19 protein-coding genes are annotated in these 25,938 nt (G+C 72.9%); 11 read left to right on the plus strand and 8 right to left on the minus strand.

Annotated features, from left to right (window positions below; translation table 11 throughout):
• Window positions 1–77 precede the first annotated feature (77 nt).
• The 4 genes from QE401_RS03240 to QE401_RS03255 are packed head-to-tail and all read left to right on the plus strand — an operon-like array spanning window position 78 to window position 6,766.
• Window positions 78–389 carry a hypothetical protein gene (locus QE401_RS03240; protein ID WP_307136827.1) on the plus strand — a complete coding sequence of 104 codons (312 nt, stop codon included), beginning with the start codon at window positions 78–80 and terminating at the stop codon, window positions 387–389.
• The gene (locus tag QE401_RS03245; RefSeq protein WP_307136828.1) at window positions 386–1,645 is read left to right on the plus strand and encodes an NHLP bacteriocin system secretion protein; all 1,260 of its coding nucleotides are present in this window, start codon (window positions 386–388) and stop codon (window positions 1,643–1,645) included. Before QE401_RS03240 ends, QE401_RS03245 begins: the two co-directional genes overlap by 4 nt.
• Window position 1,646: 1 nt before the next feature.
• Complete coding sequence (locus tag QE401_RS03250) at window positions 1,647–3,839, plus strand: NHLP family bacteriocin export ABC transporter peptidase/permease/ATPase subunit (RefSeq protein WP_307136829.1); 2,193 nt, start codon at window positions 1,647–1,649, stop codon at window positions 3,837–3,839.
• Complete coding sequence (locus QE401_RS03255) at window positions 3,839–6,766, plus strand: NHLP bacteriocin export ABC transporter permease/ATPase subunit (RefSeq protein WP_307136830.1); 2,928 nt, start codon at window positions 3,839–3,841, stop codon at window positions 6,764–6,766. Before QE401_RS03250 ends, QE401_RS03255 begins: the two co-directional genes overlap by 1 nt.
• Window positions 6,767–6,776: 10 nt before the next feature.
• On the opposite strand, the gene QE401_RS03260 is transcribed toward QE401_RS03255, so the two are convergent.
• From QE401_RS03260 to QE401_RS03295, 8 genes are all read right to left on the minus strand, one after another.
• Entirely contained in the window at window positions 6,777–7,865 is a 1,089-nt protein-coding gene (locus QE401_RS03260) for a helix-turn-helix domain-containing protein (RefSeq protein ID WP_307136831.1), read from the minus strand.
• A gap of 133 nt (window positions 7,866–7,998) precedes the next feature.
• The gene (locus QE401_RS03265; protein ID WP_307136943.1) at window positions 7,999–8,808 is read right to left on the minus strand and encodes an ATP-binding cassette domain-containing protein; all 810 of its coding nucleotides are present in this window, start codon (window positions 8,806–8,808) and stop codon (window positions 7,999–8,001) included.
• On the minus strand, window positions 8,808–9,827 hold the full coding sequence (locus QE401_RS03270) for an ABC transporter ATP-binding protein (protein ID WP_307136832.1): 1,020 nt from the start codon (window positions 9,825–9,827) through the stop codon (window positions 8,808–8,810). Before QE401_RS03270 ends, QE401_RS03265 begins: the two co-directional genes overlap by 1 nt.
• On the minus strand, window positions 9,827–10,681 hold the full coding sequence (locus QE401_RS03275) for an ABC transporter permease (RefSeq protein ID WP_307136833.1): 855 nt from the start codon (window positions 10,679–10,681) through the stop codon (window positions 9,827–9,829). The genes QE401_RS03270 and QE401_RS03275 overlap by 1 nt, the downstream gene beginning before the upstream one ends.
• Window positions 10,678–11,685, minus strand: coding sequence for an ABC transporter permease (locus QE401_RS03280; protein WP_307136834.1), 1,008 nt, complete (start codon window positions 11,683–11,685; stop codon window positions 10,678–10,680). Before QE401_RS03280 ends, QE401_RS03275 begins: the two co-directional genes overlap by 4 nt.
• Window positions 11,686–11,701: 16 nt before the next feature.
• Window positions 11,702–13,264, minus strand: a complete 1,563-nt coding sequence (locus QE401_RS03285; RefSeq protein ID WP_307136835.1) for an ABC transporter substrate-binding protein — start codon at window positions 13,262–13,264, stop codon at window positions 11,702–11,704.
• A 28-nt stretch (window positions 13,265–13,292) separates the two neighbouring features.
• Window positions 13,293–17,132 (minus strand): hydantoinase B/oxoprolinase family protein, encoded by a 3,840-nt coding sequence (locus QE401_RS03290; protein WP_307136836.1) that lies wholly within the window; start codon window positions 17,130–17,132, stop codon window positions 13,293–13,295.
• A 9-nt stretch (window positions 17,133–17,141) separates the two neighbouring features.
• Window positions 17,142–17,915 (minus strand): IclR family transcriptional regulator, encoded by a 774-nt coding sequence (locus QE401_RS03295; RefSeq protein WP_307136837.1) that lies wholly within the window; start codon window positions 17,913–17,915, stop codon window positions 17,142–17,144.
• 288 nt (window positions 17,916–18,203) lie between these two features.
• Between QE401_RS03295 and QE401_RS03300 the strand changes: the two genes are divergently transcribed.
• The 7 genes from QE401_RS03300 (at window position 18,204) to phnD (ending at window position 25,912) form a co-directional block, all read left to right on the plus strand.
• Window positions 18,204–19,004 carry a neutral zinc metallopeptidase gene (locus tag QE401_RS03300; protein ID WP_307136838.1) on the plus strand — a complete coding sequence of 267 codons (801 nt, stop codon included), beginning with the start codon at window positions 18,204–18,206 and terminating at the stop codon, window positions 19,002–19,004.
• A 31-nt stretch (window positions 19,005–19,035) separates the two neighbouring features.
• Window positions 19,036–20,019 (plus strand): 4-hydroxythreonine-4-phosphate dehydrogenase PdxA, encoded by a 984-nt coding sequence (gene pdxA, locus QE401_RS03305; protein WP_307136839.1) that lies wholly within the window; start codon window positions 19,036–19,038, stop codon window positions 20,017–20,019.
• The gene (locus QE401_RS03310; RefSeq protein WP_307136840.1) at window positions 20,019–20,783 is read left to right on the plus strand and encodes a pyridoxine 5'-phosphate synthase; all 765 of its coding nucleotides are present in this window, start codon (window positions 20,019–20,021) and stop codon (window positions 20,781–20,783) included. Before pdxA ends, QE401_RS03310 begins: the two co-directional genes overlap by 1 nt.
• 237 nt (window positions 20,784–21,020) lie before the next feature.
• Window positions 21,021–23,069, plus strand: a complete 2,049-nt coding sequence (locus QE401_RS03315) for an HWE histidine kinase domain-containing protein (protein WP_307136841.1) — start codon at window positions 21,021–21,023, stop codon at window positions 23,067–23,069.
• Window positions 23,070–23,113: 44 nt separating this feature from the next.
• Complete coding sequence (locus QE401_RS03320) at window positions 23,114–23,905, plus strand: DeoR/GlpR family DNA-binding transcription regulator (protein WP_307136842.1); 792 nt, start codon at window positions 23,114–23,116, stop codon at window positions 23,903–23,905.
• A 67-nt stretch (window positions 23,906–23,972) separates the two neighbouring features.
• Window positions 23,973–24,797, plus strand: a complete 825-nt coding sequence (locus QE401_RS03325; RefSeq protein ID WP_307136843.1) for an HAD family hydrolase — start codon at window positions 23,973–23,975, stop codon at window positions 24,795–24,797.
• Window positions 24,794–25,912 carry a phosphate/phosphite/phosphonate ABC transporter substrate-binding protein gene (gene phnD / locus QE401_RS03330; protein ID WP_307136844.1) on the plus strand — a complete coding sequence of 373 codons (1,119 nt, stop codon included), beginning with the start codon at window positions 24,794–24,796 and terminating at the stop codon, window positions 25,910–25,912. The genes QE401_RS03325 and phnD overlap by 4 nt, the downstream gene beginning before the upstream one ends.
• Window positions 25,913–25,938: the final 26 nt, after the last annotated feature.

A 25,938-nucleotide genomic window follows, 5' to 3' on the forward strand; every position in this document is an offset into this window, starting at 1 on the left:
ATGAGCCGGGGCGAATAGGCATCCCCGCCGCCGCTGCGCTAGGATCACGGCTTCGCCAGGATGCAGGAGCAGGCGGCATGCGGCCCGACGATGTCATGGACAGTTTCCGCCGCCTCTTCGCGGCGCGGCCGGAGACGGCGCAGGGCCTGGCCGAGGCGCGCGACCTCGACAGCGCCGCCGAGCTGCTGGACCGCATCGGCGCGCGCCACGGCATCGCCACCAGCGCCGCCGAGATCCGCGGCTATGTCCGCCGCCTGCGCGAGGAACTGTCGCGCGGTGAGCTTTCGACCGAGCAGCTGGACGGCATCGCCGCCGGCGGCACCGTGCCCGGCGGCAGCGACCTGGCGCTGATGCTCTCCGTCCTGGGACAGGACAGCGCGGTGCCGTGAGCGGCAGCGCCCCGCTCACCCGCCCGCCCAGCCCGGAGCAGCTGGACCGCGCGCTGCGCGTGGTGCCGGGCCTGGCCTGGCTGTCGCTCTGGCTGCTGCTGGCGCTGATCCTGGCCGGGCTGGTCTGGAGCCTGCGCTCCACCGCCGCGGTGAAGACCCAGGCCCAGGGCGTGCTGCTGAGCGCCGGCGGCGTCGGCGATGTGGTGGCCCCCGCCCCGGGCCGGCTGCTGCGCCTGCTGGCCAGCCCCGGCGAGGCGGTGGCCGAGGGCCAGCTCGTCGCGCTGCTCGACCAGCCGGAGCTGGAGGCCGACCTCTCCCGCCGCCGCACCGAGGCCGCCAGCCTGGAGGAGCAGGAGGCGCGGGTGCGCCGCTTCCTCGAGGGCGAGGCCGAGGCGCGCCGCCGCCTGGCCGAGGCGCGGCAGCAGGCCTTGCGCGCCCGCATCGCCTCGCTCGCCGCGCTCGAAGGCACGATGGGCGAGATGGCCTCGATCCAGCAGGGGCTGTTCGGCCGCGGCCTCGGCACGCGGGAGCGTTTCCTGGCCGCCCAGCAGCAATGGCAGGAGGTGCGCAGCCAGCGCAGCGAGGCCGAGAACAGCCTGGTGCAGATCGCTGCCGAGACCGAGGCGGAGCGCATCCGCGCCGAGCGCGAGCTGCTCGATCTCGGCATGCGCCGCGCCGCCGTGGCGCGCGAGATCGCCTGGACGGAGGGCGAGCTGGCCCGCCGCGGCCGCGTGCTGGCCCCCGCCCCGGGCATGCTGGTCGAGCAGGTGGCCAATCCGGGCGAGCTGGTCACCGCCGGCGCGCCGGTGCTGCGCTTCCTGGCCGGCCGCGCCGACGAGGCCGAGGGCCTGGTCGCCCTGCTCTATGTCCCGCCGGCCGATGGCAAGCGGGTGCAGCCCGGCATGCGGGTGCAGGTGATCCCCTCCACCGCCCGGGTGCAGCGCGACGGCTTCATCGAGGGCGAGGTGGAGAGCGTCTCCGCCATCCCGGCGACGCGGGAGGGCATCCTGCGCACGCTGAAGAATGGCGCGCTGGTCGACCAGCTGATGCAATCCGGCCCGCCGGTGCTGGCGACGGTGCGGCTGGCGCGCGACCCGGCGGCGCCGGGCGGCTATCGCTGGTCCACCGGCAGCGGCAAGGCGCTGGCGATCGGCAGCGGCACGCTGGCCGAGGGGCGCATCGTCGTCGACGACATCCCGCTGATCGCGCTGGTGCTGCCGGAGGCGGAGCGCCTGCTGGGCTGGATCGGGCTCTGAGATGCAGGGCGTGATCGCCGGCGCCGCCGCCTCGCCCCAGGACGCCGCGCGGCGCCGCGCGCCCAGCATCCTGCAGCTGGAGGCGGTGGAATGCGGCGCCGCCTGCCTGGCCATGGTGCTGGCAGCGCATGGGCGCTGGGTGCCGCTGGCCGAGCTGCGCGTGGCCTGCGGCGTCTCCCGCGATGGCAGCAAGGCCGGCAACATCGTGCGCGCCGCGCGCCGCTATGGGCTGGAGGCGAAGGGCTTCCGGCATGAGCTGGCGGCGCTGAAGGCGCTGCCGAAGCCCGCCATCCTGTTCGTCAACCTGAACCATTTCGTGGTGCTGGAGGGTTTCGCGCGCGGCCGCGCCTGGATCAACGACCCGGCCGGCGGCCGCCGCGCCATGACCGAGGCGGAGCTGGACGAGATCTATTCCGGCATCGTGCTCACCTTCGAGCCGGGTCCGGATTTCGCCCCCGGCGGCGCCCCGCCGGCGCTGGCCGGGCGGCTCTTCGCCTGGCTGCGCGGCGGCGGCGAAAGCGCGCTGGCCTATGCGCTGGCCAGCGGCCTGGGCCTCGCCCTGATGGCGATCCTGCTGCCCGGCTTCAGCCGCATCTTCATCGACCAGTATCTGGTGGAGGGGCAGCAGGATTGGGTGGGCTGGCTGCTGTTCGCCATGCTGGCGGCGGCGCTGGCGCAGGGCGGGCTGGTCTGGCTGAAGGGCAGCATCACGCACCGCCTGGCCACCTCGGTCGCGCTGCGCGCCGGGGCGCGCTTCGTCTGGCGCATGCTGCGCCTGCCCATCCCCTTCTTCACCCAGCGCTATGCCGGCAGCATCGGCAGCCGGGCGGAGCTGGCGCCGCTGCTCGGCCAGCACGCGGCGAAGGAGCCGGTGGTGCTGCTGGTCGAAGGCGCCTGCGTCGCCGTCTATCTCGGTGTCATGCTGCTCTATTCGCCGCTGCTGACGGCGGTGGCCGCCGCCATGGCGCTGGGCAACCTCGTGCTGTTCCTGGCGGCGCGGCGCGGCGTCGAGGAGCGCGAGCAGAAGGCGGCGCTGGACCAGGTGAAGCTCGGCGCCAAGACCATGCTCGGCCTGCAGATGATCGAATCGCTGAAGGCCACCGGCACCGACGGGCCCTTCTTCGAGGCCTGGGCCGGCCAGCACGCGCTGGTGGTGGGGCAGCAGCAATCGGTCGGCCGCGTCGCCGCTTTGTTCGCGACGCTGCCGGATTTCCTGGCCCAGGCCGGGGCGGCGCTGGTGCTGGTGCTGGGCGGTTTCCTGGTGATGCAGGGCCAGCTGACGCTGGGCACGCTGGTCGCCTTCCAGCTGCTGCAGGCCGGCATGACCCTGCCGCTGCGCGCGCTGATGCAGAACGCGGTGCAGATGCAGGCGGCGCGCGGCACGGTCGAGCAGATGGAGGATGTGCTGCTGCACCCTGAGGCGCCGGAATTCGCCGCCCCCGCGCCGGAGGAGGGCGCGGCGCGGCGCGAGCAGCGGCTCTCCGGCGCGCTCTCCCTGCAGGGGGTCAGCTTCGGCTACAGCCCGCTGGAGCCGGCGATGATCGAGGATTTTTCCCTGGATTTGGTGCCGGGGGCGCGGGTGGCGCTGGTCGGCCCCTCGGGCAGCGGCAAATCCACCGTGGGGCGGCTGGTCACCGGCCTATTCCCGCCCTGGTCCGGCGAGATCCGCCTGGATGGCCGGCCGATCGGCAGCCTGCCGCGCGGGCTGCTGCGCGATTCGCTCGCCGTGGTCGACCAGGAGATCGTGCTGTTCGAGGGCAGCGTGCGCGACAACATCGCCCTCTGGGACGAGACCATGCCGGAGGCCGCCATCATCGCCGCGGCGCGCGATGCGGCGATCCATGACGACATCATCGCCCGCCCCGGCGGCTATGACGGCCGGGTCGAGGAGGGCGGGCGCAATTTCTCCGGCGGCCAGCGGCAGCGGCTGGAGATCGCCCGCGCCCTGGTGAACTCGCCGAGCCTGCTGGTGCTGGACGAGGCGACCAGCGCGCTGGACCCGATCGCCGAGAAGCAGGTGATGGACAATCTGCGCCGCCGCGGCTGCGCCTGCCTGATCATCGCCCACCGCCTGAGCACGGTGCGCGATTGCGACGAGATCATCGTCATGCATCGCGGCAAGGTGCTGGAGCGCGGCACGCATGAGGCGCTGCTGGCCGCCGGCGGTCCCTATAGCCGGCTGATCGAATCCTGATGGCCGAGACGCTGCTCCCGCCCGGCCTCGGCACGCCGCGCGCCATCGCCGGCAACACGCCGCTGCTGCTCGACCGCCCCGACCAGGCGCTGCTGGTGCTGGAGGGCGAGGTCGAGCTCTTCCTGGTGCCGCTGGAGGAGGGGCGCCCCGCCGGGCTGCGCCGGCATCTCTTCGGCCTGGGCCGCGGCGCGCTGCTGTTCGGCGTCGATGGCGCGGCGGAGGGGGTGGGGCTGCTGGCGGTCGGCCATGTCGGCACCAGGGTGGCCGAGCTGCCGCCGGGCGCGCTGCAGGGCTGGGCCGCCGACCCGGCGCGCCGGGCGGGGCTGGAGACGGCGCTGGAGCGCTGGGTGCAGGGGCTGACCGGCGCCATGGTGCGGCCGATCCAGCCGCGCCCGCGGCTGGAGACGCTGTTCCAGCCCGGCGAGACCGCCCGCCCCGCCGCCGGCCGCCGCGCCGGCCCCGCGCGCGGCATCGCCTGGGCGCGGCCGGAGGGCGCCGCCTTCTATCTCGACACCGGCGAGGTGGCGGCGGGCGAGACCCTGCCGCTGGCCGCCGGCGCCTGGCTGGAGCAGCCGCAGGACGCCCCCCTGCCCAGCCTGACCACCGGCGCGGCGCTGGAGCGGGGCCTGGCCTGGGCGGGGCTGGCGACGCTGCACCGGCTGATGCTGGAGATCCTGCCGCTGAACCTGATGCTGGCGGCGGCCGACGAGGCCAACCGCCAGCGCGCCCGGCACCATTCCGACCGCGAGGCCGGCGAGGCGGCGCTGCAGCGCCTGGCCGAGCCGCTGGCCGGCGCCCGCCCCTTCCGCCCCCCGGTGGAGGGGGAGCAGCCGCTGCTGCGCACCGTCGCCGCCATCGCCAGCCATCTCGGCCTGGCGCTGACCCCGCCGCCGCCGCGCCGCGAGCAGGGCGAGATCCGCCCCGCCACGCTGGGGGAGATCCTGCGCGCCAACCAGCTGCGGGCACGCGGGCTCAGGCTGCAGCCGGGCTGGTGGGGGCAGGATGCCGGGCCGCTGCTGCTGCTGCGCCAGGGCGATGGGCGGCCGCTGGCGCTGCTGCCGCGGCCGCTGCGCGGCGGCTGGCAGCTCTACGACCCGGTCGAGGAGAAGCTGGCGCCGCTTTCCGCCCGCGCCGCCGCGGCGCTGCGCGGCGAGGCCTTCCAGCTCTACGCGCCGCTGCCGGCGCGTCCGCTGCGCGGCCTCGACATCGGCGGCAACCTGCTGCGCTGGGCGAGGAGCGACGCGCTGGCGGTGGTGGGCCTCGGCGCCGCGGCCGGGCTGCTCAATCTCGGCGTGCCGCTGGCCACCGGCGTGCTGGTGGACAGCATCATCCCCGCCTATGACCTGCCGCGGCTGCTGGAGATGGCGCTGGTGCTGGGCCTGCTGGCGCTGGTCATGCTGGTGCTGCGCTACGCCGTGCAGATCGCCGCGCTGCGCATCGAGGGGCGCGCCGGCACCCGCCTGCAGGCGGCGGTGATCGACCGGCTGCTGCGCCTGCCCATGGGCTTCTTCCGCGGCCATTCCGCCGGCATGCTGGCCAAGCGGGCGCTGGCCGTGCAGGTGATCGAGCGCGCCGTCGGCGGCGCGCTGATCGGCAGCCTGCTGACCGGGCTGCTCTCGCTGCTCTCGCTCGGGCTGATGGCCTGGTATTCCTGGCGGCTGACCCTGGTGGCGCTGGCCATGCTGGTGCTGCTGCTGGGCGTCACCCTGCTGCTGGGCTGGCTGCGCATCCGGCATGAGCGCGAGGTGGTGAGCCTCGGCGGCGAAAGCGCCGGGCTGCTGCTGCAGCTGGCCAGCGGCATCGCCAAGCTGCGCCTGGCGGCGGCCGAGCAGCGCGCCTTCCTGCGCTGGGCAAGGCTGCAGGCGAAGCTGGCGCGGCAGCGTTTCCTGGCCGAGCAGATCGGCACGCTGAGCGAGCTGTCCGGCACCCTGGCCCTGCCGCTGGCCACCGCCGCGCTGTTCCTGGCGATCCACTGGATGGGGCTGGGCCATGCCGGCACGGGCACGGGCGCCGGCCAGCAGGGGCTGGCGCTGGGCGCGCTGCTGGCCTTCCTCAACGCCTTCAGCCAATCCCTGTCCGGCATCGCCGGGCTGGCCGGCGCGGCGGTGCAGATCGCGGCGCTTCGCCCGGTCTACGCCCATGCCGCGCCGATCCTGGAGACGGTGCCGGAGACCGGCGAGCACCGCGCCGATCCGGGCACGCTGAGCGGCGCGCTGGAGGTCAGCCGCGTCAGCTTCCGCTACGGCCAGGACGGGCCGCCGCTGTTCGACGATCTGTCACTCGGCATCGCCGCCGGCGAATATGTCGCCATTGTCGGCCCCTCGGGCAGCGGCAAGTCGAGCCTGCTGCGCCTGCTGCTGGGCTTCGAGCAGCCGCAGGCGGGCGCCATCCTCTATGACGGGCAGGATCTGAACGGGCTGGACCCGCAGGCGCTGCGCCGGCAGCTCGGCGTCGTGCTGCAGGGCGGGCGGCTGATGCCGGGCAGCCTGCTGGAGAACATCCTCGGCCCCAATCTGCACCTGTCGGAGCGCGAGGCCTGGGCGGCGGCGGAACAGGTCGGCCTGGCCGAGGATCTGCGCGCCATGCCGATGGGCATGCAGACCGTGATCTCCGATTCCGGCAGCACCCTCTCCGGCGGCCAGGTGCAGCGCGTGCTGCTGGCCCGCGCCGTGGTGGCGCGGCCGCGCATCCTGCTGCTGGACGAGGCGACCAGCGCGCTCGACAACCGCACCCAGGCCCAGGTGACGGAGAGCCTGGACCGGCTGAACGCGACGCGCATCGTCATCGCCCACCGGCTCTCCACCGTGGTGCGGGCCGACCGCATCCTGGTGCTGCGCGAGGGGCGCATCTGCGAGAGCGGCCGCTATGAGGAGCTGATCGCCGCCGGCGGTTTTTTCCGCGCCCTGGCCGAGCGGCAGCTGCTCTGAACGGCCCGGCCTAGAGCCGGCGGATCCAGCCCGTCGTCGCCGGCGCCTTCTCCTTGCCGCCCTCCTTCGCGGCCTCGGCGGGCGGTTCGGGGCGCAGCGGGCCGCCGGCCGGGCGGGTGCCGCCGGCCAGCCGCGCCTCGCGCGGGGACATGCCGAAGGCCTCGCGGAAGCTGCGGCTGAACGCCGCCTCGTTGCGGAAGCCCCAGCCATAGGCGATCTCGGCGATGCGCCGGCGCTCCGGCACCGCCGCGGTGATCTCCTGGAAGCAGCGCTCCAGCCGGCGCCGGCGGATATAGGAGGCGACGCCGCCATAGGGCTCGAACAGCCGGTACAGCGTCGGGCGGGAGACGCCGAATTGCCGCGTCAGCATCTCGGGCGAGAGCTGCGGCGCCGCCAGGTTGCTTTCGATGAAGCGGCGGATCAGCACCAGGGAGGGCGTGTGCACCGGCGCATGCCCCTCCTGCCGCGCCGCCAGCACCGGCGTGGCGCAGGCGGCGACCAGCATGGCGGTGGCCTGCAGCAGCGGCTGCGCCTCGGCCTGGGTCAGCTGGCCGCCGCATTCCTGCAGGCCCACCAGATGCTCGCCCAGCAGCCGGCCGAGCGGCGTGCCGCCCTCCACCACCACGCCATGCAGCGCCTCGGGCTTGGGCACCAGCGGCGCCAGCGAGGCGCGCGGCATCACCAGGGTGATATTCTCGAAATCCTCGGCGCTGGTGTGCAGCGTCTGCGCCATGTCGAGGATGCAGACATCGCCCGGCCGCACGGTGATCGGCAGTTCCCCGGCCACGCCCTGATAGCCGCCCTGGCGGTAGAGCTGGATCAGGAAATGATCGACGCCGGTGCGGGCGATGGTGAAGGAGGAGCGGCGGAAGATCTGCGCGCTGGCGGCGATGCGGCCGATCACCACCCCGCCCAGATCATGGCTGTCGACGGCGACGCGGAAATGGTCCATCGCCTCCGGCGTCGGCAGCGCCACGTCGAAGAACACGGCGGCGATCTGCCGCCAGGTCCAGAAAGCCTGTTCGGGGGAGCCGGCCATCGCCCCATCGAACTGCATGGCGGCGGCTTGGGCAGGCGGGGCGGCAGGGGCATCCGGCATGGCAACGACCCTAACCCGATACCGTTGTCGCGACCAGGGTGGGAGGGGCGGCTCGGCGGCAGGCCAGGGTCATCGGCGATTCCGGTTCCATTCCGGAATCGTTACAGCTTGACCGTGGCGCTGCCCAGCCCCCTTAGCGGAAGGGTGAACGATCCGGGTCCGGGTCCGGCATGGCGGCCAGCAGGCTGCGCGCATAGTCGCTGCGCGGCGCCTGGAAGACCTGCCCGGTCTCCCCCTCCTCCACCAGCCGGCCGCGATAGATCAGCGCGACGCGGTCGCAGACATAGCGGATGACGCCGAGATCATGGCTGATGAAGAAATAGGTCAGCCCCAGCTGCTGCTGCAGCTCATGCAGCAGGTTCAGCACCTGCGCCTGCACCGAGACGTCGAGCGCGCTGGTCGGCTCGTCCAGGATCAGCACCTCCGGCCCCGTGGCGAGCGCCCGGGCGATGCCGATGCGCTGCCGCTGGCCGCCCGAGAATTCATGCGGGAAGCGCCCCAGATGCTGCGGGCCGAGGCCGACGCGCTCCAGCAGCTCCGCCGCGCGGTCGCGCCGCGCCCGGGCGCCGAGGCCGAGCCGTCCGCTGTGGATCTCCATCGGCTCGGTGACGATCTCGGCGATGCTGAGGCGCGGATTCAGCGAGGCATAGGGGTCCTGGAAGACGATCTGCATGCGCGCGCGCAAATTCCGCAGCCCGGCCGCCGAGAGGCGGGCGATATCCTCCCCCTCGAACAGGATGCGGCCCGCCGAGACCTCCTCCAGCCGCAGCAGGCAGCGCGTCAGCGTCGTCTTGCCGGAGCCGGATTCGCCCACCAGCCCGAAGCTCTCGCCGCGGCGGACGGAGAGGCTGACCTCGGACAGGGCGGTGACCTGCGGCGCGCGGCCGAAGAAGCCGCGCCGTTCGCCGCCATAGAGCTTGCTGACCCGCTCGACCGAGAGCATCACGCCGCCTCCTCCGCCGCCACGAAACAGGCGGCGCCATGCTCCGGCCCATGCGGCACCATCGGCGGCACGCCGGATTGGCAGGAGGGCCGCGCCAGCCGGCAGCGGGAAAAGAACCGGCAGCCCGGCGGCGGCGCCAGCAGCGAGGGCACGGTGCCGGCCAGCCCCTGCAGCGCACCGCGCGCCAGGCCGGCGGTAGGCAGCGCCGCCAGCAGCGCCTGTGTGTAGGGGTGCACCGGCTGCTTCAGCACGCCGCGCACCGGCCCGGCCTCCACCACATTGCCGGCATACATCACCGCCACATGGGTGCAGAGCTGCGCCACCACGCCGAGATTGTGGGTGATGAACAGCACGCCGAGATCATGCTCGCGCACCAGATCATGGATCAGCCGCAGGATCTGCGCCTGCACCGAGACGTCGAGCGCGGTGGTCGGCTCATCGGCGATCAGCAGCCGCGGCCGGCCGATCAGCGCCATGGCGATCAGCACGCGCTGGCGCATGCCGCCCGAGAATTGGTGCGGGTAGTCCTGTAGGCGCGCGGCGGCATCGGGGATGCCGACATGCTCCAGCATGGAAAGCGCCCGTGCCTTCGCCGCGCGCTTCAGCGCGAAGCGCGAGGCACCAGGAGAAAGACCCAGCAGCGAAGGGTCGGCCCGCCCGGCATGCAGCGCCACATCGACCAGCTGCTCGCCCACCCGGAAGACCGGGTTCAGATTGGTGGTCGGGTCCTGGAAGATCATGCCGATGCGGCGGCCGCGCAGCGCGCGCATCCGCGCCTCGGAGGCGGCGAGCAGATCCTCCCCCTCCAGCAGGATCTGGCCACGCGCATAGCGGGCGGGCGGCGCCGGCACCAGGCGCGAGACGGAGAGGCCGGTGAGCGACTTGCCGCAGCCGGTCTCGCCCACCACGCCCCAGATCTCGCCGCGCTCGACCTTCAGGTTGATGCCGTTGAGCACATGCGCCTCGCCATCGAAGGAGCGCATGTGCAGATGCAGGTCGCGGATCTCGAGGAGTGCCATCAGCGGCGCGCCTTGGGGTCGAGCAAATCGCGCAGCCCGTCGCCCAGCAAATTGAAACCGAAAACTGCCAGAAAAATGGCCAGGCCCGGGAAGATCGCCGTCCACCAGTAATCCGGCATGTTCGCCCGCGCGACAGACAGCAAAGAGCCCCATTCCGGCGTCGGCGGCTTGACGCCGATGCCGACGAAGCCGAGCGAGGCGACGGTGAGGATGGCAAAGCCCATATCGAGCGACATCTTCACGATCACCGGGGAGATGATGTTCGGCAGGATATGCCGCCGCAGCAGCCGCGCGGGGCCCGCCCCCATGGCGCGGGCGGCGGTGACGAACTGCTCCTCCTTCTTCGCCATCACCTCGCCGCGCACGAGGCGCGCATAGCCTGGCCACCAGGAGAGCGCGATGGCGAAGATCATGTTGCCGGTGCCGGGGCCGAGCGCGGCGGCGACCGCCATGGCCAGGATCAGGCTCGGCACGGTCAGCATCAGGTCGGAGAGGCGCATCAGCACCTCATCCACCCAGCCGCCGAAGAAGCCGGCGACGGCACCGGCCAGCACGCCCACACCGGCGCCGACCAGCACCACCGCCATGCCGGCCAGCAGCGAGATGCGCGTGCCGGCCAGCGTCAGGGAGAAGACATCCTGCCCGACCTCATTGGTGCCGAACCACCATTCGGCGGAGGGCGGCTGGAAGCGCGCGCCGGTCTGCACCAGGCCTGCCACATGGTCGGGATGCGGCACGATGGCGGGGCCGAGGATGGCGACGGCCAGCAGCGCCAGCACGATCACCAGTCCGAGCACCGAGACCCAGGAGCGGCGGAAGCGGTAGAGGCCGCGGCGGAAACGCTCGCCGCTCATCGCAGGCGCACCCGCGGGTTCAGCAGACCATAGAGCAGGTCCACCAGCAGATTGACCAGCACGAAGAGCGTTCCGATGCAGAGCGTGACGCCGATGATCGGCATGAAATCCTGGGTCAGCACCGCCTGGGTGGCGTAGAGGCCGAGGCCCGGCCAGTCGAACACCGTCTCCACCAGCACGGTGCCGCCGAGCAGCCAGCCGAAATACAGGCCGATAACGGTGAGCGTCGCCGAGACCGCGTTCTTCAGCACGTATTTGAACAGGATCAGCCGCGCGGAGAGGCCGAGGGCGCGCTCCGTCGTCACGTAATCCTGCTGCAGCACCTCGATGGTCGAGGCGCGCATCATGCGGGTGATGGTGGCCAGCGGCGAGAGCGACATGGCGATGGCCGGCAGCGCCAGATGCTGCAGGGCGATGCCGAAGGCGTGCCACTGGCCGGTGAGCAGCGCATCCACGGTCAGCAGCCCGGTGAGGGTGGCGGGCGGATCCTCAGTCAGCGGAAAACGGCCCGAGAGCGGCAGCCAGCCCAGCCACATGGCGAAGCCCAGCTGGAACAGCAGGCCGAGGAAGAAACGCGGCATGGAGATGGCGCCGAGCGAGACGGCGCGCGACAGGAAATCCGGCCAGCGATCGCGATACACCGCCGCCATCAGCCCGGCCGGAATGCCGATCAGCACGGCCAGCAGCATCGCCGCCAGCACCAGCTCCAGCGTCGCCGGCAGATAGGCCGCCAGATCCTCGATGACGGGCCGGCGGCTGAAGATCGAGACGCCCCAATCGCCCTGCAGCAGACCCGTGACATAGTGCCAGTATTGCAGCGGCAGCGGCTGGTCGAGGCCGAATTCGCGCGCGACCTCGGCGACATCGGCGGCCGAGGCGTTGGGCCCCGCCGCCAGCCGCACCGGATCGCCCGGCAGCAGCCGGGCGATGGCAAAGACCAGCATGGACAGCCCCACCAGCACCGGCACCAGCAGCAGCAGCCGCCGCAGGATGTAGCGGATCATGCGGCGGCCCTCCCGCTCAGCCCAGCGACAGCGGGAACAGCTCCGGCGCGTTGGACGCGACGGGCGTGAAGACGAAGCCCCGGACGTTGTTGCGCAGCGCCAGCTTGCGCCGCTCCAGCACGCCGAAGATGTCGCAGGCATCCTCCATCACGATGCGCTGGAATTCGGCATAGAGGGCGCGGCGCTTCGCCGGATCGGTCTCGGCGCGGGCCTGGACGATCAGCGCGTCGACCTTGGGGTTCGAATAGACCGGGTTCTGCCAGTTGCCGTTGCGCGAGGAGTGGAAGCCCGCGAAGGCGAGGTTGTCCGCATCGCCGTAATTCGCCGTCTGGTAGACGGGGAAGAAATCCGCCAGCGTCTCCGGCGAGCGGCAGGAGGCGACGAGGTCCGGCCAGATGGCCGAGCGGATCTCCAGCTCGATATTCAGCGCGCGCAGGCTGTCGAGCAGGATCAGCGCCCAGCGCCGCTGCTGCTCCAGCCCCGAGACATGGGTGATGACCAGCTTGATGCCGCCATTCGGATGCGCCGACTGCGCCAGGAACTGCTTGGCGCGGTCCAGATCGGTCCGCCAGGGCTGCAGGCTGGCGTCGAAGCCGTCGATGCTGTCGGGCAGCGGGCCCTTCATCAGATCGGCATAGCCGGCGACATCCAGCATCGCCTGGTAGTTGAAGGCGCAGGAGATGGCGCGGCGCAGATTGGCGTCCATCAGCGGCCCGTGCCGCGTGTTCATCTTGATCTGGAAGGTGCGGTATTCCGGCTCGATCACCAGATCAAGGCCGGGCCGGTTCTTCAGCGTGTCCATGTCCTCGCTGGTCAGGTCGAGGGCGATCTGCGCCTCGCCCCGCTGCACCATCAGCCGCTGCGTCGCCGTCTCGCGGGTGATCTTCCAGATGGCGCCGGTGAGGTTGCCGCCGCCCTGGCGCCAGCCATTGGCGGCACGCTCCAGCTCGTAGAGATTGCCCGGCTCGGCGCGGCGCACGGCGAAGGCGCCGGAGCCGGCGATGTTGGCGCGCAGCCAGGACTGGCCGTCATCGCTGCCCTTGTTGGCCTCGACCTGGCGCGGATTGACGATCCAGATCCAGGGCAGCACCTGCAGGAAGGGCACGAAGGCGTTGGCCAGGCGGAAGCGCACCGTCTGCGCATCCACCGCCTCGACGCTGCCGGGGCGGACGATGCCGGCGATCATCCAGACATTGCCGCGATTGAGGCGCAGGATGCGCTCGAAGGAATAGACGACCGCCTCGGCATCGACGGCGCTGCCATCATGGAACTTCGCCGCCGGGTTCAGCTTGAAGACGTATTCGCGGCCATCCTCGGAGATGGTCCAGGAGGACGCCAGATGCGGCACCGGCTTCGGCGGGTTGCCTTCGACCCGCACCAGCGAGTCGTAGACATTGCGCATCATCCAGCTGGTGGAATAGCCGGAGGCCAGATGCGGGTCGAAATTGGGGATGTCCTGGTTGCTGGCCAGCACCAGGATGCGGCGGCCCTGCGCGGCCGCCTCCCCATTCCCGAGCATCAGGGCCGACACGGCGGCCGCGCCGCCGGCCAGCACGCCGCGCCTCGTCAGTTCCGTCATCCTCAAGCCTCCTGTCTCGCGCGCCGGTTCAGGCCGGCTCCGCCTGCTTCTGCCGGGCCGCGGCATAGTCGCGCGCGGCGCCATCCTCGGTGACCATGCCCAGACGCACATCCCGTGCCACGGCCTCCGGCGCGCGCCGCGCCGGGTCGCCATAGCCGGAGCCGCCGGCGATGCAGATCTCGACGATCTCGCCCGGGCCCTGCACCTGGACCAGGCGGCCGGTGCCGCAATCCTCCAGCAGCGCGCCCTTGGCGTCCAGCACGCGGCCACGCGCGCCGCGCCCGGCCTCGCCGCCGAACAGGCCGGGGATGGGGTTGCCCACGCCTTCCGGATAGACCGAGACGAAGCTCGCCAGCCCATCCTCTCGCAGCTTGCGCAGCCGCACCCGCTGGCCGAGGCCGCCGCGCTGCGCGCCGGGCCCGCCGCTGTCGGGCAGGTAGGCCTTCTCCAGCACCAGCACCGGCACCCGCGCCTCGAACAGCTCGATCGAGGTGTTGGAGGCGGAGGTCGGCCAGAGCAGGCCCGACTTGCCATCGCCATGCGCCGAGGCGCCCTGGCCGCCGCCGATGAACAGCATGTCGGAATAGGTGCGCCCCGCCTCGTCCTGGCCATAGACATAGGCGGCCATGGGCAGGCCGGTATTGGCCTGCACCTTGTCCGGAGCGGCGCCCGACAGCGCGCGGAAGATGTTCGGCGCCAGGTACCAGCCGGTGCGGGTGCGCATGTTCACCGCCGCGGGCCGCTTCGCGTTCAGCACCGAGCCCTCCGGCGCCTTCACGGTGAAGGGACGGTAGCAGCCGGCATTGCCGCGCACGCCGGGGGTCAGCATGCATTTCAGCGGATAGGTGGCATGCGCTGCGGTGTAGTTCATGGTGCTGTTCAGCCCGCCCTGCGGCAGCTGCGGCGGCGCGCCGTCGAAATCCAGCTCGATCGCATCGCCCTCGACCGTCAGCTTCAGCGGGTAGGACAGCACCTGGCCCAGCGGGTTGTTGCTGATGGTGGAGCGATAGATTCCGTCCGGCAGGGCGCGGATGGCCTCCCGCATCGCGGTTTCCGAACGGCGCTGCACCACGGTCGCCAGCGCCCGGAGGTCCTGCATGCCGTAATCGGCCATGAAGGCCAGCAGCCGCTCGGCGCCCAGGCGGTTGGCGGCGACGAAGGAATGCACGTCGCCCAGCACCTGCTCGGGGTTGCGCACATTCTCGCGCAGCAGGGCGAAGAGCGCCTCGCTGGGCTTGCCGGCCTCGTAGAGCTTCATGGGGGGGATCTGCAGCCCCTCCTCGAAGATCTCGCGCGCCCGCAGCGAATCCTTGGTGCCGCCAATGTCGGAGACATGGCCGACCGTGCCCATCAGCCCGACCACCTTGCCATCCCGGAAGACCGGGGTGACGATGGCGATGTCGAAGAGATGCCCGGCGCAGAGCCAGGGATCATTGGTGATCAGCACATCGCCCGGCTGCAGCGTGTGCGAGGGATATTTCTGCAGCAGCGCCTTCACGGCGAGCGGCAGGCAGAGGTTGAACACCGGCATGGCGCGCGGCGAATGCGCCAGCGTCTCGCCCTCGGGGTCGAGCAGCTCGCAGGCGAAATCCTGGCTCTCGGAAATCACCAGGGAGAAGGCGGTGCGGCAGACCGTCAGCCACATCTCCTCCACCACCGTCACCAGGCGGGACCACATGATCTCCAGCGCGATCGGGTCGGCCTCGATGCGGGCGCAGGCTTCTTCAAGTGCCATGCCCGGCGTCACCAGCGCGCCGGCCTGGGCCGTGGCGGCGATGGCGATGCGCAGGTTGAGCCCGGCATCGACGGTGACGACATCGCCCGGCGGCACGATGGTGGTGGATTCGCGCTCCTCGATGATGGCGGGGCCGGGGATGCGGTCGCCGGCCACCAGCGCGTAGCGGTCATAGACCGTGGCCTCCTGCCAGCCGCCCTCGAACCAGGCGCGGCGGCTGCCCTTCACGCGGGCGGTGGCATCGCCGCCGCCGACCGCGCCGGTCAGCGACAGCACCGGCTCGGGGCCCACGCAGCGGACGCGGAAATTGATCGCCTCGATCCGCGCGCCCTCATAGAGCGAGGTGTAGCGCGCGGCGTAGACTTTTCCGAAGCTGACGCGGATCTCGTCCAGGGAGTCGCCGGTGATGGCGCCCTCCGGCAGCGGCACGGCGATGTCGTGCATCTGGCCGACCAGGCGCATATCGGCGCTGCGCTCCACCCGGATATCCTCCGGGGAGACGCCCGCTTCCAGCAGGCGGGCGCGGCCCTCCGCCGCCAGCTCTTCCAGCACGCCATTGACCAGGGCGGCGTCAAAATCGGCGGAGAATTCGACGGGCAGCGAGCGCGCCGTCTCGAAGGAGAGCGGTGCCGCCAGGAAACCCAGCGCCGAGGCGGCGCCGGAGGCGGGCGGGATGATCACCTCCCGCACGCCCAGCGCGCGGGCGACATCGGCGGCATGGGCCGGGCCGGCGCCGCCGAAGCCCACCATGGCATAGCCGCGCGGGTCCTTGCCCTTCTCCACCAGATGCACGCGGGCGGCGGCGGCCATGCTCTCCACCACCACCTTGTGGATGCCCCAGGCGGCGTCCATCACATCGAGCTTCAGCGGCGCCGCCACGCTCTCCACCGCGCGGCGCGCGGCGTCGAGGTCGAGGCGCATGCGCCCGCCCAGGAAGAAGCCGGGATCGTAATAGCCGAGGACGAGATTGGCGTCGGTCACGGTGGGCTTCACGCCCCCCATGCCGTAGCAGGCCGGCCCCGGGTCGGAGCCGGCGGAATGCGGCCCGACCTTCAGCAGCCCGACCGCGTCGATCTGCGCGATCGAGCCGCCGCCGGCGCCGATCTCGATCATGTCGATCACCGGCGCCTTGATCGGCAGGCCGGAGCCCTTGCTGAAGCGGTGCACGCGCCCCGCCTCCAGCATCGGCGCGATCTCGACGCGGCCATCCTCGATCATGCAGGCCTTGGCGGTGGTGCCGCCCATGTCGAAGGAGATGACGTCCTTCTGGCCGGCCAGCGAGCCGAACAGGGCGGTCGCCAACCCGCCGCCGGCGGGGCCGCTTTCCAGCAGGCGGATCGGGAAGGCGCGCGCCGTCGCCGGCGAGACCAGCCCGCCGGCCGAATGCATCAGCCGCAGCGCGCCGGTGAAGCCGCGCGCCGCCAGCTCGCGTTCCAGCCGCTTCAGGTAGCGGTCCATCAGCGGCTGCACATAGGCATTGGCGCAGGTGGTGACGCTGCGCTGATACTCCCACATCTCCGCCACCACCTCGGCCGAGAGCGAGACGGAGAGAAGCGGAAACTCGCCACGGGCGATCTCGCCCACGCGCTTCTCATGCGCCGGGTTGCGATAGGCGTTGAGGAAGCAGACGGCCACCGCCTCCACCCCCTGCTCCACCAGGCGGCGCAGCGCGTCGCGCACCGCGCCCTCATCCAGGGCGGTGACGGCATTGCCGTCGCGGTCCATGCGCTCCGGCACCTCCAGGCGCAGGTCGCGCGGCACCAGCGGCTCGGGGAAGCCCAGGAACAGATCGTAGATGTCGTAGCGCTGCTCCGTGCCCATCTCGAGGATGTCGCGGAACCCCTCGGTGGTGATCAGGCCGAGCTTCGCGCCCTTGCGCTCGATCACCGCATTGGTCACCAGCGTGGTGCCGTGGATGATCTCGCCGACATCGGCGAGCGCGATGCCGCCCATGGCCACCAGCTCCTCCAGCCCCTGCAGCGCGGCGATGGAGGGATCGTGCGGCGTGGTCAGCCGCTTGTGCAGCCGCACGCTGCCGGCGGCCGAATCATACAGGATGAAATCGGTGAAGGTGCCGCCGATATCGAAGCCGATGCGCCAGCGATGGCCGGCCTGTGGGGCGGAAGCGTTCATCAGGGATCCTCAGGGCTCAGCGGCGGCACCGCGGGCGGCAGGCGCCGCCCCGGGCCGGGTCTGGATGGCGCGCGCCTCGGCCAGCAGGGCGGCGATCATGCGGTCGCGCTCGGCGGCATCGACCAGGGACAGCGGATAGACGATGCAGAGGCAGGCATCCTCGCTGCCGCTGGCATTGCCCAGGGCGACGGCGATGCTGCCGACGCCGGGGTTGGATTCATCCTCGGCCAGCGCGTAGCCATCGCGCCGCACGGCTTCCAGCCGCTGCAGCAGCTCCTCCATGTCGCGCGGCGCGTTGGGGCTGGGCGGTACCAGCGGACCGGGATGCATGCGCCGCACCTCGTCATCCGGCAGCCGCGCCAGCAGCGCGCGGCCGGAGGCGGCGGCGAAGGCCGGCAGGCGCTGGCCGATCGGGGTGCCGACGCGCAGCATCTGCGAGCCCTCGTGATAGGTCAGCCCGATCACGTCCAGCCCGTCGCGGATGCTGACATAGCCGGTATGGCCGAAATCGCGGCTGACCCGCGCCACCCCCGCATGGGCGCGCGAGACCAGGGCGGAATCCCGGCGATAGGTGTTGCCCAGCTCGAACATCAGGATGCCGGGGCGATAGCCGCGGCTGTCCGGCACCCCCTCCAGGAAGCCGGCCTCGCGCATCGCCCGCAGCAGGCGGGAGACATTGCTCTTCGGCAGGGAGAGCAGTTCCGCCACCTCGGTGACGGTCAGCTCCTGGCGGCGCGCCGAGAAGCAGCGCAGCACCTGGCCGGCGGTGGACAAAGTGGTCATCTGTGTTCCGGTTTATGGAAACAGGGTTCCTGTAAATGAAACGCTAGGACTCTTCGGCCCCGGCCCGCAAGCCCCTTCTCGGCCTTCCGGGGCCGTGGGCGGCACGGCGCTGCCCAGTCCGGTGGCAGAGGCCAGCCCGGCTGCCGCGCCGCTGGGCAGAGCTGCCCCCTTGACCGGAGGGGGCGCCGCCGTCATGGCCGCTGCACGCGCCGGGCGCCGCCCGGCCGGCACTGTTCATGCGCGGAAGGATGCGCCATGCGGCTGGATCTCCTGCGATCGGGGAGAAGGATGGGCCGGCCCGACCGGCGCCTGCTGCTGGCGGGCGGCGGCGCCGCGGCGCTGCTGCTGGGCGCCGTGCTGCTGCTGCGCGGCGGCGAGGCCCCGGGCCCGGATGGCCAGCCGGCCGCCCGCCCCGCCGCCCAGGCGCCGCTGCAGCCGGCCGGCGAGGCCGAGCGCCAGCTGGTGGAGGGCGCGCTGCGCCAGGTGAACCAGGCCTGGCAGGCGCAATTTGCCAGGCTCAGCCGCACCTATACCGGCGCCGAGCCGCTGCTGATGAACGGCATCCCGCCCGAGGCCTGCGACCGCGCCCCGGCCGGCGCCGGGATCTTCTACTGCCCGGCCGATGCGCGGCTCTATGTCGATCTCGACCGCGTCGCCCGGCTGCGCCAGCGCGGCGGCGAGACCGGGCCGCTGGCGGTCTTCTACCTGCTGGCGCATGGCGCCGGGCATCATGTGCAGCAGCTGCTCGGCATCACCGGGCTGGTGCGCGGGCTGCAGCAGGCGCAGACGGCGGATCCGGCGGCCTCGCTGGCGCTGTGGAACCGGCTGGAATACCAGGCGGAATGCTTCGCCGGCCTCTCGGCGCGCGACGGCGCCCAGGCCGCGGCGCTCGCCGCGCCCGGCGCGGTGGAGGCGGTGCTGCAGATGGCGGCGCTGGACGATGCCCGCCCCGCCCCGCCGCCGCCCGGCGCCACCCCGCCCACCGATGCCTCGGCCCAGGGCGAGGCCGGGCTGCGCGCCGAATGGTTCCGCACCGGGCTGCAGCGCGGCGACTATGCCGCCTGCGACAGTTTCGGCGGCCTGCCCTGAGCCGCCACGGACAGCCCGGGAGGAAACCGCCATGACCGCGCCGCTGATCCTGACCATGGGCGAGCCGGCCGGCATCGGCGGCGAGATCGTTGCCGCCGCCTGGCATGAGCTGCGCGCCTCGGGCCCCGCCTTCCTCTATCTCGGCGACCCGTCCCTGCTCGGCGACACGCCGTGGCGGGCGGTCGAGCGCCCGGAGCAGGCCACGGAAGACTTCGCCACGGCGCTGCCGGTGCTGCCCCTGGCGCTGGCCGCCCCGGCGCGGCCCGGCCAGCCCGATCCGCGCAACGCCCCCATGGTGATCGAGGCGATCCGCCAGGGCGTGGCCCTGGTGCAGGCGGGCCGGGGCAGCGCCATCGTCACCAACCCGATCCAGAAATCCGTGCTGACGGCAGCCGGCTTCCGGCATCCCGGCCACACCGAATTCCTGGCCGAGCTGGCGCCGGGCGGCGGCCCGCCGGTGATGCTGCTGGCGGCGGCCGGGCTGCGCACCGTGCCGGTGACCATCCACCAATCGCTGCGCAGCGCCATCGAGGACCTGACCACCGGGCGCATCCTGCGCATCGCCCGCGCCACGGCCGAGGGGCTGCGGCGGGATTTCGGCATCGCGGCGCCCCGCCTGGCGCTGTGCGGGCTGAACCCGCATGCCGGGGAGGATGGCACGATGGGGCAGGAGGATCGCGACATCATCGCCCCCGCCATCGCCGCGCTGCGGGCGGAGGGCATCGATGCGCGCGGCCCCTACCCGTCCGACACGCTGTTCACGCCGCGGGCGCGCCAGGGCTACGATGTCGCGCTCGGCATGTATCACGACCAGGCGCTGATCCCGGTGAAGACGCTCGACATGGCCGGCGGCGTCAATGTCACGCTTGGCCTCTCGATCATCCGCACCAGCCCGGACCATGGCACGGCGCTCGACATCGCCGGCCAGGGCCGCGCCGATCCGGGCAGCCTGGTCGCCGCGCTGCGGCTGGCCGCCGAGCTCGCCACGCATCGCCAGCAGAGGAGCGCCGCCTGATGCGCCTGTCGGTCAATGTCGATCACGTCGCCACGCTGCGCAATGCGCGGGGCGGCCGCTTCCCCGATCCCGTCGAGGCGGCGCGCGCCTGCCTCGCCGCCGGGGCGGATGGCATCACCGTGCATCTGCGCGAGGATCGCCGGCACATCCGCGACGCCGATGTGGCGCGCCTCGGCGCCGAGCCCGGGCTGCGGCTGAATTTCGAGATGGCGGCGACCGAGGAGATGGTGGGCATCGCCCTCGGCCTGCGCCCCGCCGCCTGCTGCATCGTGCCGGAGAAGCGGCAGGAGCTGACCACCGAGGGCGGGCTCGACCTGCTGCGCGCCGGGCCGGATCTGGCCGCTGCCATCGCCCGGCTGGCCGGCGCCGGCATCGAGGTGGCGATCTTCATCGAGCCCGACCCGGCGCAGATCCAGGCGGCGGCGCGACTCGGCGCCCAGGCGGTGGAGCTGCACACCGGCACCTATGCCGATGCGGAGGCCGCCGCGCGCGCGCCGCTGCTGGCGCGGCTGCGGCAGGGGGCGGAGGCGGCCGCCGCCGCCGGCCTCGCCTGCCATGCCGGGCATGGGCTGGACCACGACACGGTGCGCGGCATCGCCGCCATCCCGCAGATCGCCGAGGTCAGCATCGGCCATGCGCTGATCGGCGCGGCGCTGTTCGAGGGGCTGCCCGGCGCGGTGCGCCGCATGCGCCAGGCGATGGTGGAAGCGCGGCGCAATGCCATTGCGCAACCGCAAGAGTCTGCGGCATCCTCTTCCGGTTGAATACGGCAGCGGCAGGCCGGACCGGGGGTGGAACCCGGATCTGAGGAGAGGCGGCGTGCAGCAACCGAGACGATGCCGGCCCAGGGCCGGCAGGGAAGATCCCGGCCGGCCCGGCACCGGCCCGGACCGCCCGCGCCGGCCCCCGGCCGGTGGAATGGCGCGCCGCCCTCGCCCGGATGCGGAGCCGGACGGCCCGTGCCCCGCCGCCATCCCATCCGACGCAGCCCGCGGGCGCCGATGCTGAAACTGCCGCGCCGCCTGCTGACCCGAGCCCTCCGGAGGCCCCTGGCCTTCCATCTGGGCCTGTTCAGCGCGGCGCTGCTGCTGCCGGTGCTGCTGCTGGCCACCGCCTTCACCTGGGTCTCGCTGAAGGACCGCGAACAGGATCTGCACGAGCACGCGCTGCGCACCGCCGACCGGCTGATGGCGGTGCTGGAGGAGGAGCTGGCCGGCCAGGTCGCGGCGCTGCAGGTGCTGGCGGAAAGCCCGGCGCTGGACCAGCCGGACCCGGACGCCTTCGCCCGCCAGGCCACGGCGGTGGAGCGGCTGCTGGGCGGCGAGATCCGGCTGCGCCCGCCTCCGGGCGCCGGGCCGGCCGCCGGCCCCGAGCAGGCGCAGCTGGACGAGCAGGTGGCGGAGACCCGGCAGCCGGCGCGCTCCGGCCTCATCGCCCTGGGCAATGGCCGCTTCGCCGTGCTGCTGGCGGTGCCGGTGCTGCGCGACGGGCGGCTGCGCCAGCTGCTGCAGCTGGGCCTCTCCCCCGGCCAGTTCCGCGCCGCGCTAGAGCAGACGCTGCTGCCGCCGGGCTGGATCGCGACGCTGGTGGATGGCGAGGGCCGCGTCATCGCCCGCTCCACCGACCATGCGCTGCATGTCGGCCGCAGCCTGTCGCCCGAGTCGCAGCGCCACGCCCTGGCCCGGCAGGGCGTCTGGACCACCTATTCGGTGGGCGGCGAGCCGCTGCTGGCCGCCCATGTCTCCTCCCGCCAGGCCGGCTGGCGCGTCGGCGTGACCGTGCCGGTCGCGCTGGCCAATGCGCCGGCGCGGCATTCCCTGCTGATGCTGGCGCTGGCCGCCGGCGGGGTGGTGCTGCTGGCCGCGCTGCTGGCGGCGCTGGCGGCGCGCGGCATCGCCGCCCCGGTGCACCAGCTGGCCGAGGCGGCGCACCGGCTGGGCCGCGGCGAGGCGGTGCTGGCGCCCTCCCTGCCGATCCGCGAGCTGCACGAGGTCGGCAGCGCCCTGGCCGCCGCCGGCATCGCGCTGCGCAGCCGCGGCCAGGCGCTGGCGGAAAGCGCGTCGCTGCTGGCCCGCGCGCTGCAGGCGGCGCAGCTGGCCACCTGGGAATGGCAGCCCCAGGGCGACCATTTCCACGGCTCGCCGGGGCGGGAGGCGATGTTCGGCCGCCCGCGCGGCAGCCTGCGCGACCGCGCCGCGGTGATGGCGGCGGTGCATCCGGAGGACCGGACGCTGCTGGCCGCGGCGCTGGAGCGCTGCGCCCGCCCGGGCGAGGATCATTACGAGGTGCTGTTCCGCACCGTCTGGCCGGATGGCCGCATCCGCTGGCTGCACAGCCAGGGCGCGGTGCTGGAGCGCGATACGGAGGGCCGGCCGCTGCGCGTCAGCGGCGTGCTGCGCGACGTCACCGAGACGCGGCGCGCGGCGGAGCGCGAGCGGCTGCTGGCCGCCGAGGTCGACCACCGCGCCCGCAACGTGCTGGCCGTGGTGCTGTCGATGCTGCAGCTGAGCCGCGCCGACGATGCCGCGCGCTATGCCGAGGCGGTGCGCGGCCGTATCTCCGCCCTCGCCCGCGCCCATACCCTGCTCTCGCGCGAGCGCTGGGATGGCAGCGAGCTGCGCGCCCTGGCGCGGGAGGTGCTGGGCCCGCCGGCGCAGGGCGGCCCCATCGCGCTGCAGGGCCCGGCCGTGCCGCTGGCGGCGCATGCGGTGCAGCCGCTCAGCATGGTGCTGCACGAGCTGGCGACCAACGCCGCCCAGCATGGTGCGCTGTCCCGGCCGGAGGGCCGCGTCACCCTGGGCTGGCGGCTGCAGGAGGGGCGGCTGCTGCTGGACTGGCAGGAGCAGGGCGGCCCGCCGGCGCCGCAGCCCAGCCCCGGCTTCGGGCTGAAGGTGGTGCAGGCGACGGTGCGGCGGCAGCTCGGCGGCGCGCTGGAGCTGCAATGGGGCGAGGCCGGGCTCACCGCCCGCATCGCCCTGCCGCTCTCCATGCTGCAGGAGGATGGGCTGCAGCCCTCCCTGCTGCAGCCCGAGGCCCGCCGCGCCGGCTGAGGCGGTGCTTCCGCCCCACAGAGGAGTGTGGCAGGTTGCAACCCATGGCCCCACGCAGCACCCAGGCCCTCGGCAAGGCCGAGCGGCACAAGGCGATCCTCGCCGCCCTGTCCACCGACCCCACGGTGCGGATCAGCCTGCTGGCCGAGGAATTCGGCGTCTCCACCGAGACGGTGCGGCGCGACATCGAGGAGCTGTCGGCGCGCGGCGTGGTGCGGCGCACCTATGGCGGCGCCTCCGCCTCCCACCCCGCCATCCAGCCGCGCCTGTCGGAGCGTGAGCGGGTGATGGTGGCCGAGCGCGCCCGCATCGGCGCCGCCGCCGCGGCGCTGGTGGAGGAGGGCGCGGTGGTGATGCTCGATGCCGGCAGCACCACGACGCATTTCGCCCGCGCCCTGGCCGCGCGCGGCGTGCGCGCGACGCTGCTGACCAACAGCCTGGACGCGGCGCTGGCCGCCGGCGCCAGCGACAGCCTGCGCATTCTGGTAGCGCCTGGCGAGCTGAGCGCGGTGGAGCGCGGGCTGTACGGGCCGGAGACGGCGGCCTTCCTGCGCCGCTTCCATGTCGACATGGCGGTGATCGGCGCCTCCGGCGTCACCGAGGAGGGCCCCTCCGAGGCGGAGAGCCGCGCCGCCTGGGTCAAGCGCGCCATGCTGGAACGGGCGCCGCGCCGTGTGCTGCTGGTCGATTCCTCGAAATTCGGCCGGGTCTTCCTGGAGCAGGTCTGCCCGGCCGAGCAGATCACCGACCTGGTCACCGAGGAAGCGCCGCCAGTGCCGCTGGCCGCCGCTTTGGGCCGGCACGGGCTGCGGCTGGTCACTGCAACAGAAATGTAAAAAACATGTTTGACCTGCCACACGGTCCGGTGGCAAGTGCAACATGTATATGACACAAGATTGCGCCATGCCCCGCCCCCTGGCCACCGCGCCCGCCGAGCAGCTCGCCCGGCTGCGCTGGGTGCTGACCGATATCGACGACACGCTGACCCTGGATGGCCGCCTGCCCGCCGCCGCCTATGCCGCGCTGCAGGCGCTGGACGAGGCCGGCATCGCGGTGATCCCGGTCACCGGCCGCCCGGCCGGCTGGTGCGACGCCATCGCCCGCCATTGGCCGGTGGCCGGCGTGGTCGGCGAGAATGGCGCGCTGTGGTACGCCCTCGACCGCCGCGCCCGGCGCATGCTGCGCTGGCAGGCCCAGCCCGAGGCCGAGCGCCTGGCCAACCGCGCCCGGCTGATGCAGCTCGCCGAGGCCGCGCTGGCCGCCGTGCCGGGCAGCGCCATCGCCGCTGACCAGCCCTTCCGCCTGTTCGATGTCGCGGTGGATTTCTGCGAGGATGCCGGGCCGCTCGGGCTGGAGGCCGCCGAGCGCATCGCCGCCATCTTCCGCGCGGGTGGCGCGGAGGCCAAGGTCTCCTCGATCCACGTCAATGCCTGGATCGGCGGCTGGGACAAGCGCGCCGGCATCGAGGCGCTGTTCGCCGCGCGCTTCGAGCCCTTCGCGGCGGTGCGCGAGGCGGTGGCCTTCGCCGGCGACAGCGCCAATGACGCGCCGCTCTTCGGCGCCGTCGCCTGCTCGGTGGGCGTCGCCAATGTCGCCCCCTTCCTGGCCGGCATGGCGACGCCGCCGGCCTACATCACCCGCGCCGAGGGCGGCGCGGGCTTTGCCGAATTCGCCGACGCGCTGCTCAAGGCGCGCGGTGCCGTTTCCGTGGAGGAGAACGCCGCATGAAGACCCATTTCCTGGCCGGCACCGCGCTGGCCCTCGCCCTCGGCGGCTGGGCCGCGCTGCAGAACGGCCCGGCGCTGGCCCAGGCCGCCGCCTGCGCCTTCCGCGGCGCGCTCGACGAGGCCTATTGCGACGCCAATCGCGACATGGTGGCCGATGCGCCGACCGACCCGGCGCGGCTGCGCGATCCGTCGACCATCGTCTTCACCTACACCCCCGTCGAGGATCCGGCGCTCTATGCCAGCCAGTTCCGCCCCTTCCTCGACCATCTGAGCCGCTGCACCGGCAAGCGCGCGGTGTATTTCCAGGTGACCTCGAACGCCGCCCAGGTCGAGGCGATGCGCTCCGGCCGGCTGCATGTGGCGGGCTTCTCCACCGGCCCGACCGCCTTCGCGGTGAACCTCGCCGGCGCCGTGCCCTTCGCGGTCAAGGGCAATGCCGAGGGCTATGAGAGCTACAAGGTCGTCATGCTGGTGCGCGCCGATAGCCCGTACCGGACCATGGCGGATCTGCGCGGCCGCCGCATCGCGCACACCTCGGCCACCTCCAATTCCGGCAATCTGGCGCCGCGCGCCTTCTTCCCCGGCCTCGGCCTGAAGCCGGACGAGGACTACCAGGTGGTCTATTCCGGCGGCCATGACCGCAGCGTGATGGGCGTCAATGCCGGCGACTATGACGCCGCCCCCGTCGCCTCCGATGTCTGGACCCGCATGGTCGCGCGCGGCCAGGTCAAGCGCGAGAATTTCCGCGTCATCTGGGAGAGCGAGCCCTTCCCGACCAGCGGCTTCGCCCTGGCCCACGACCTGCGGCCGGAACTCGCCCAGAAGATTCGCGACTGCTTCCTGGAATACCGCTTCCCGGAGCAGATGGCGCGCGATCTCGGCGGCAATGACCGCTTCTGGCCGGCCACCTATGCCGAGCAATGGGCGCCCGTGCGCGCCGTCGCCGATGCGGTGAACGCCCCCTACAACCGCGCCGCCTTCGACGCCGAGAGCCGGCGCGAGCTGGAGGCCGAGGCGCGCCGCCGCGCCCAGCAGCAGCAGCCGGCGGCGCCGACCCATGTCGCCCCCACGGGCGCCACGCCGGGCACCGCCCCTGGCGCCGCGGCGCCGCGCTGATCCACGAGTGAAGGCCACACCATGTC

This window comes from Pseudoroseomonas cervicalis, assembly GCF_030818485.1.
GTDB classification, from domain to species: domain Bacteria; phylum Pseudomonadota; class Alphaproteobacteria; order Acetobacterales; family Acetobacteraceae; genus Pseudoroseomonas; species Pseudoroseomonas cervicalis_A.

Excerpts from the sequence above, each read along its gene's own strand:
- QE401_RS03240 (WP_307136827.1), top strand. The coding sequence starts at position 78 with ATGCGGCCCGACGATGTCATGGACAGTTTCCGCCGCCTCTTCGCGGCG.
- QE401_RS03250 (WP_307136829.1), top strand. The coding sequence starts at position 1,647 with ATGCAGGGCGTGATCGCCGGCGCCGCCGCCTCGCCCCAGGACGCCGCG.
- QE401_RS03255 (WP_307136830.1), top strand. The coding sequence starts at position 3,839 with ATGGCCGAGACGCTGCTCCCGCCCGGCCTCGGCACGCCGCGCGCCATC.
- QE401_RS03260 (WP_307136831.1), bottom strand. The coding sequence starts at position 7,865 with ATGCCGGATGCCCCTGCCGCCCCGCCTGCCCAAGCCGCCGCCATGCAG.
- QE401_RS03265 (WP_307136943.1), bottom strand. The coding sequence starts at position 8,808 with ATGCTCTCGGTCGAGCGGGTCAGCAAGCTCTATGGCGGCGAACGGCGC.
- QE401_RS03270 (WP_307136832.1), bottom strand. The coding sequence starts at position 9,827 with ATGGCACTCCTCGAGATCCGCGACCTGCATCTGCACATGCGCTCCTTC.
- QE401_RS03275 (WP_307136833.1), bottom strand. The coding sequence starts at position 10,681 with ATGAGCGGCGAGCGTTTCCGCCGCGGCCTCTACCGCTTCCGCCGCTCC.
- QE401_RS03280 (WP_307136834.1), bottom strand. The coding sequence starts at position 11,685 with ATGATCCGCTACATCCTGCGGCGGCTGCTGCTGCTGGTGCCGGTGCTG.
- QE401_RS03285 (WP_307136835.1), bottom strand. The coding sequence starts at position 13,264 with ATGACGGAACTGACGAGGCGCGGCGTGCTGGCCGGCGGCGCGGCCGCC.
- QE401_RS03290 (WP_307136836.1), bottom strand. The coding sequence starts at position 17,132 with ATGAACGCTTCCGCCCCACAGGCCGGCCATCGCTGGCGCATCGGCTTC.
- QE401_RS03295 (WP_307136837.1), bottom strand. The coding sequence starts at position 17,915 with ATGACCACTTTGTCCACCGCCGGCCAGGTGCTGCGCTGCTTCTCGGCG.
- QE401_RS03300 (WP_307136838.1), top strand. The coding sequence starts at position 18,204 with ATGGGCCGGCCCGACCGGCGCCTGCTGCTGGCGGGCGGCGGCGCCGCG.
- pdxA (WP_307136839.1), top strand. The coding sequence starts at position 19,036 with ATGACCGCGCCGCTGATCCTGACCATGGGCGAGCCGGCCGGCATCGGC.
- QE401_RS03310 (WP_307136840.1), top strand. The coding sequence starts at position 20,019 with ATGCGCCTGTCGGTCAATGTCGATCACGTCGCCACGCTGCGCAATGCG.
- QE401_RS03315 (WP_307136841.1), top strand. The coding sequence starts at position 21,021 with ATGCTGAAACTGCCGCGCCGCCTGCTGACCCGAGCCCTCCGGAGGCCC.
- QE401_RS03320 (WP_307136842.1), top strand. The coding sequence starts at position 23,114 with ATGGCCCCACGCAGCACCCAGGCCCTCGGCAAGGCCGAGCGGCACAAG.
- QE401_RS03325 (WP_307136843.1), top strand. The coding sequence starts at position 23,973 with ATGCCCCGCCCCCTGGCCACCGCGCCCGCCGAGCAGCTCGCCCGGCTG.
- phnD (WP_307136844.1), top strand. The coding sequence starts at position 24,794 with ATGAAGACCCATTTCCTGGCCGGCACCGCGCTGGCCCTCGCCCTCGGC.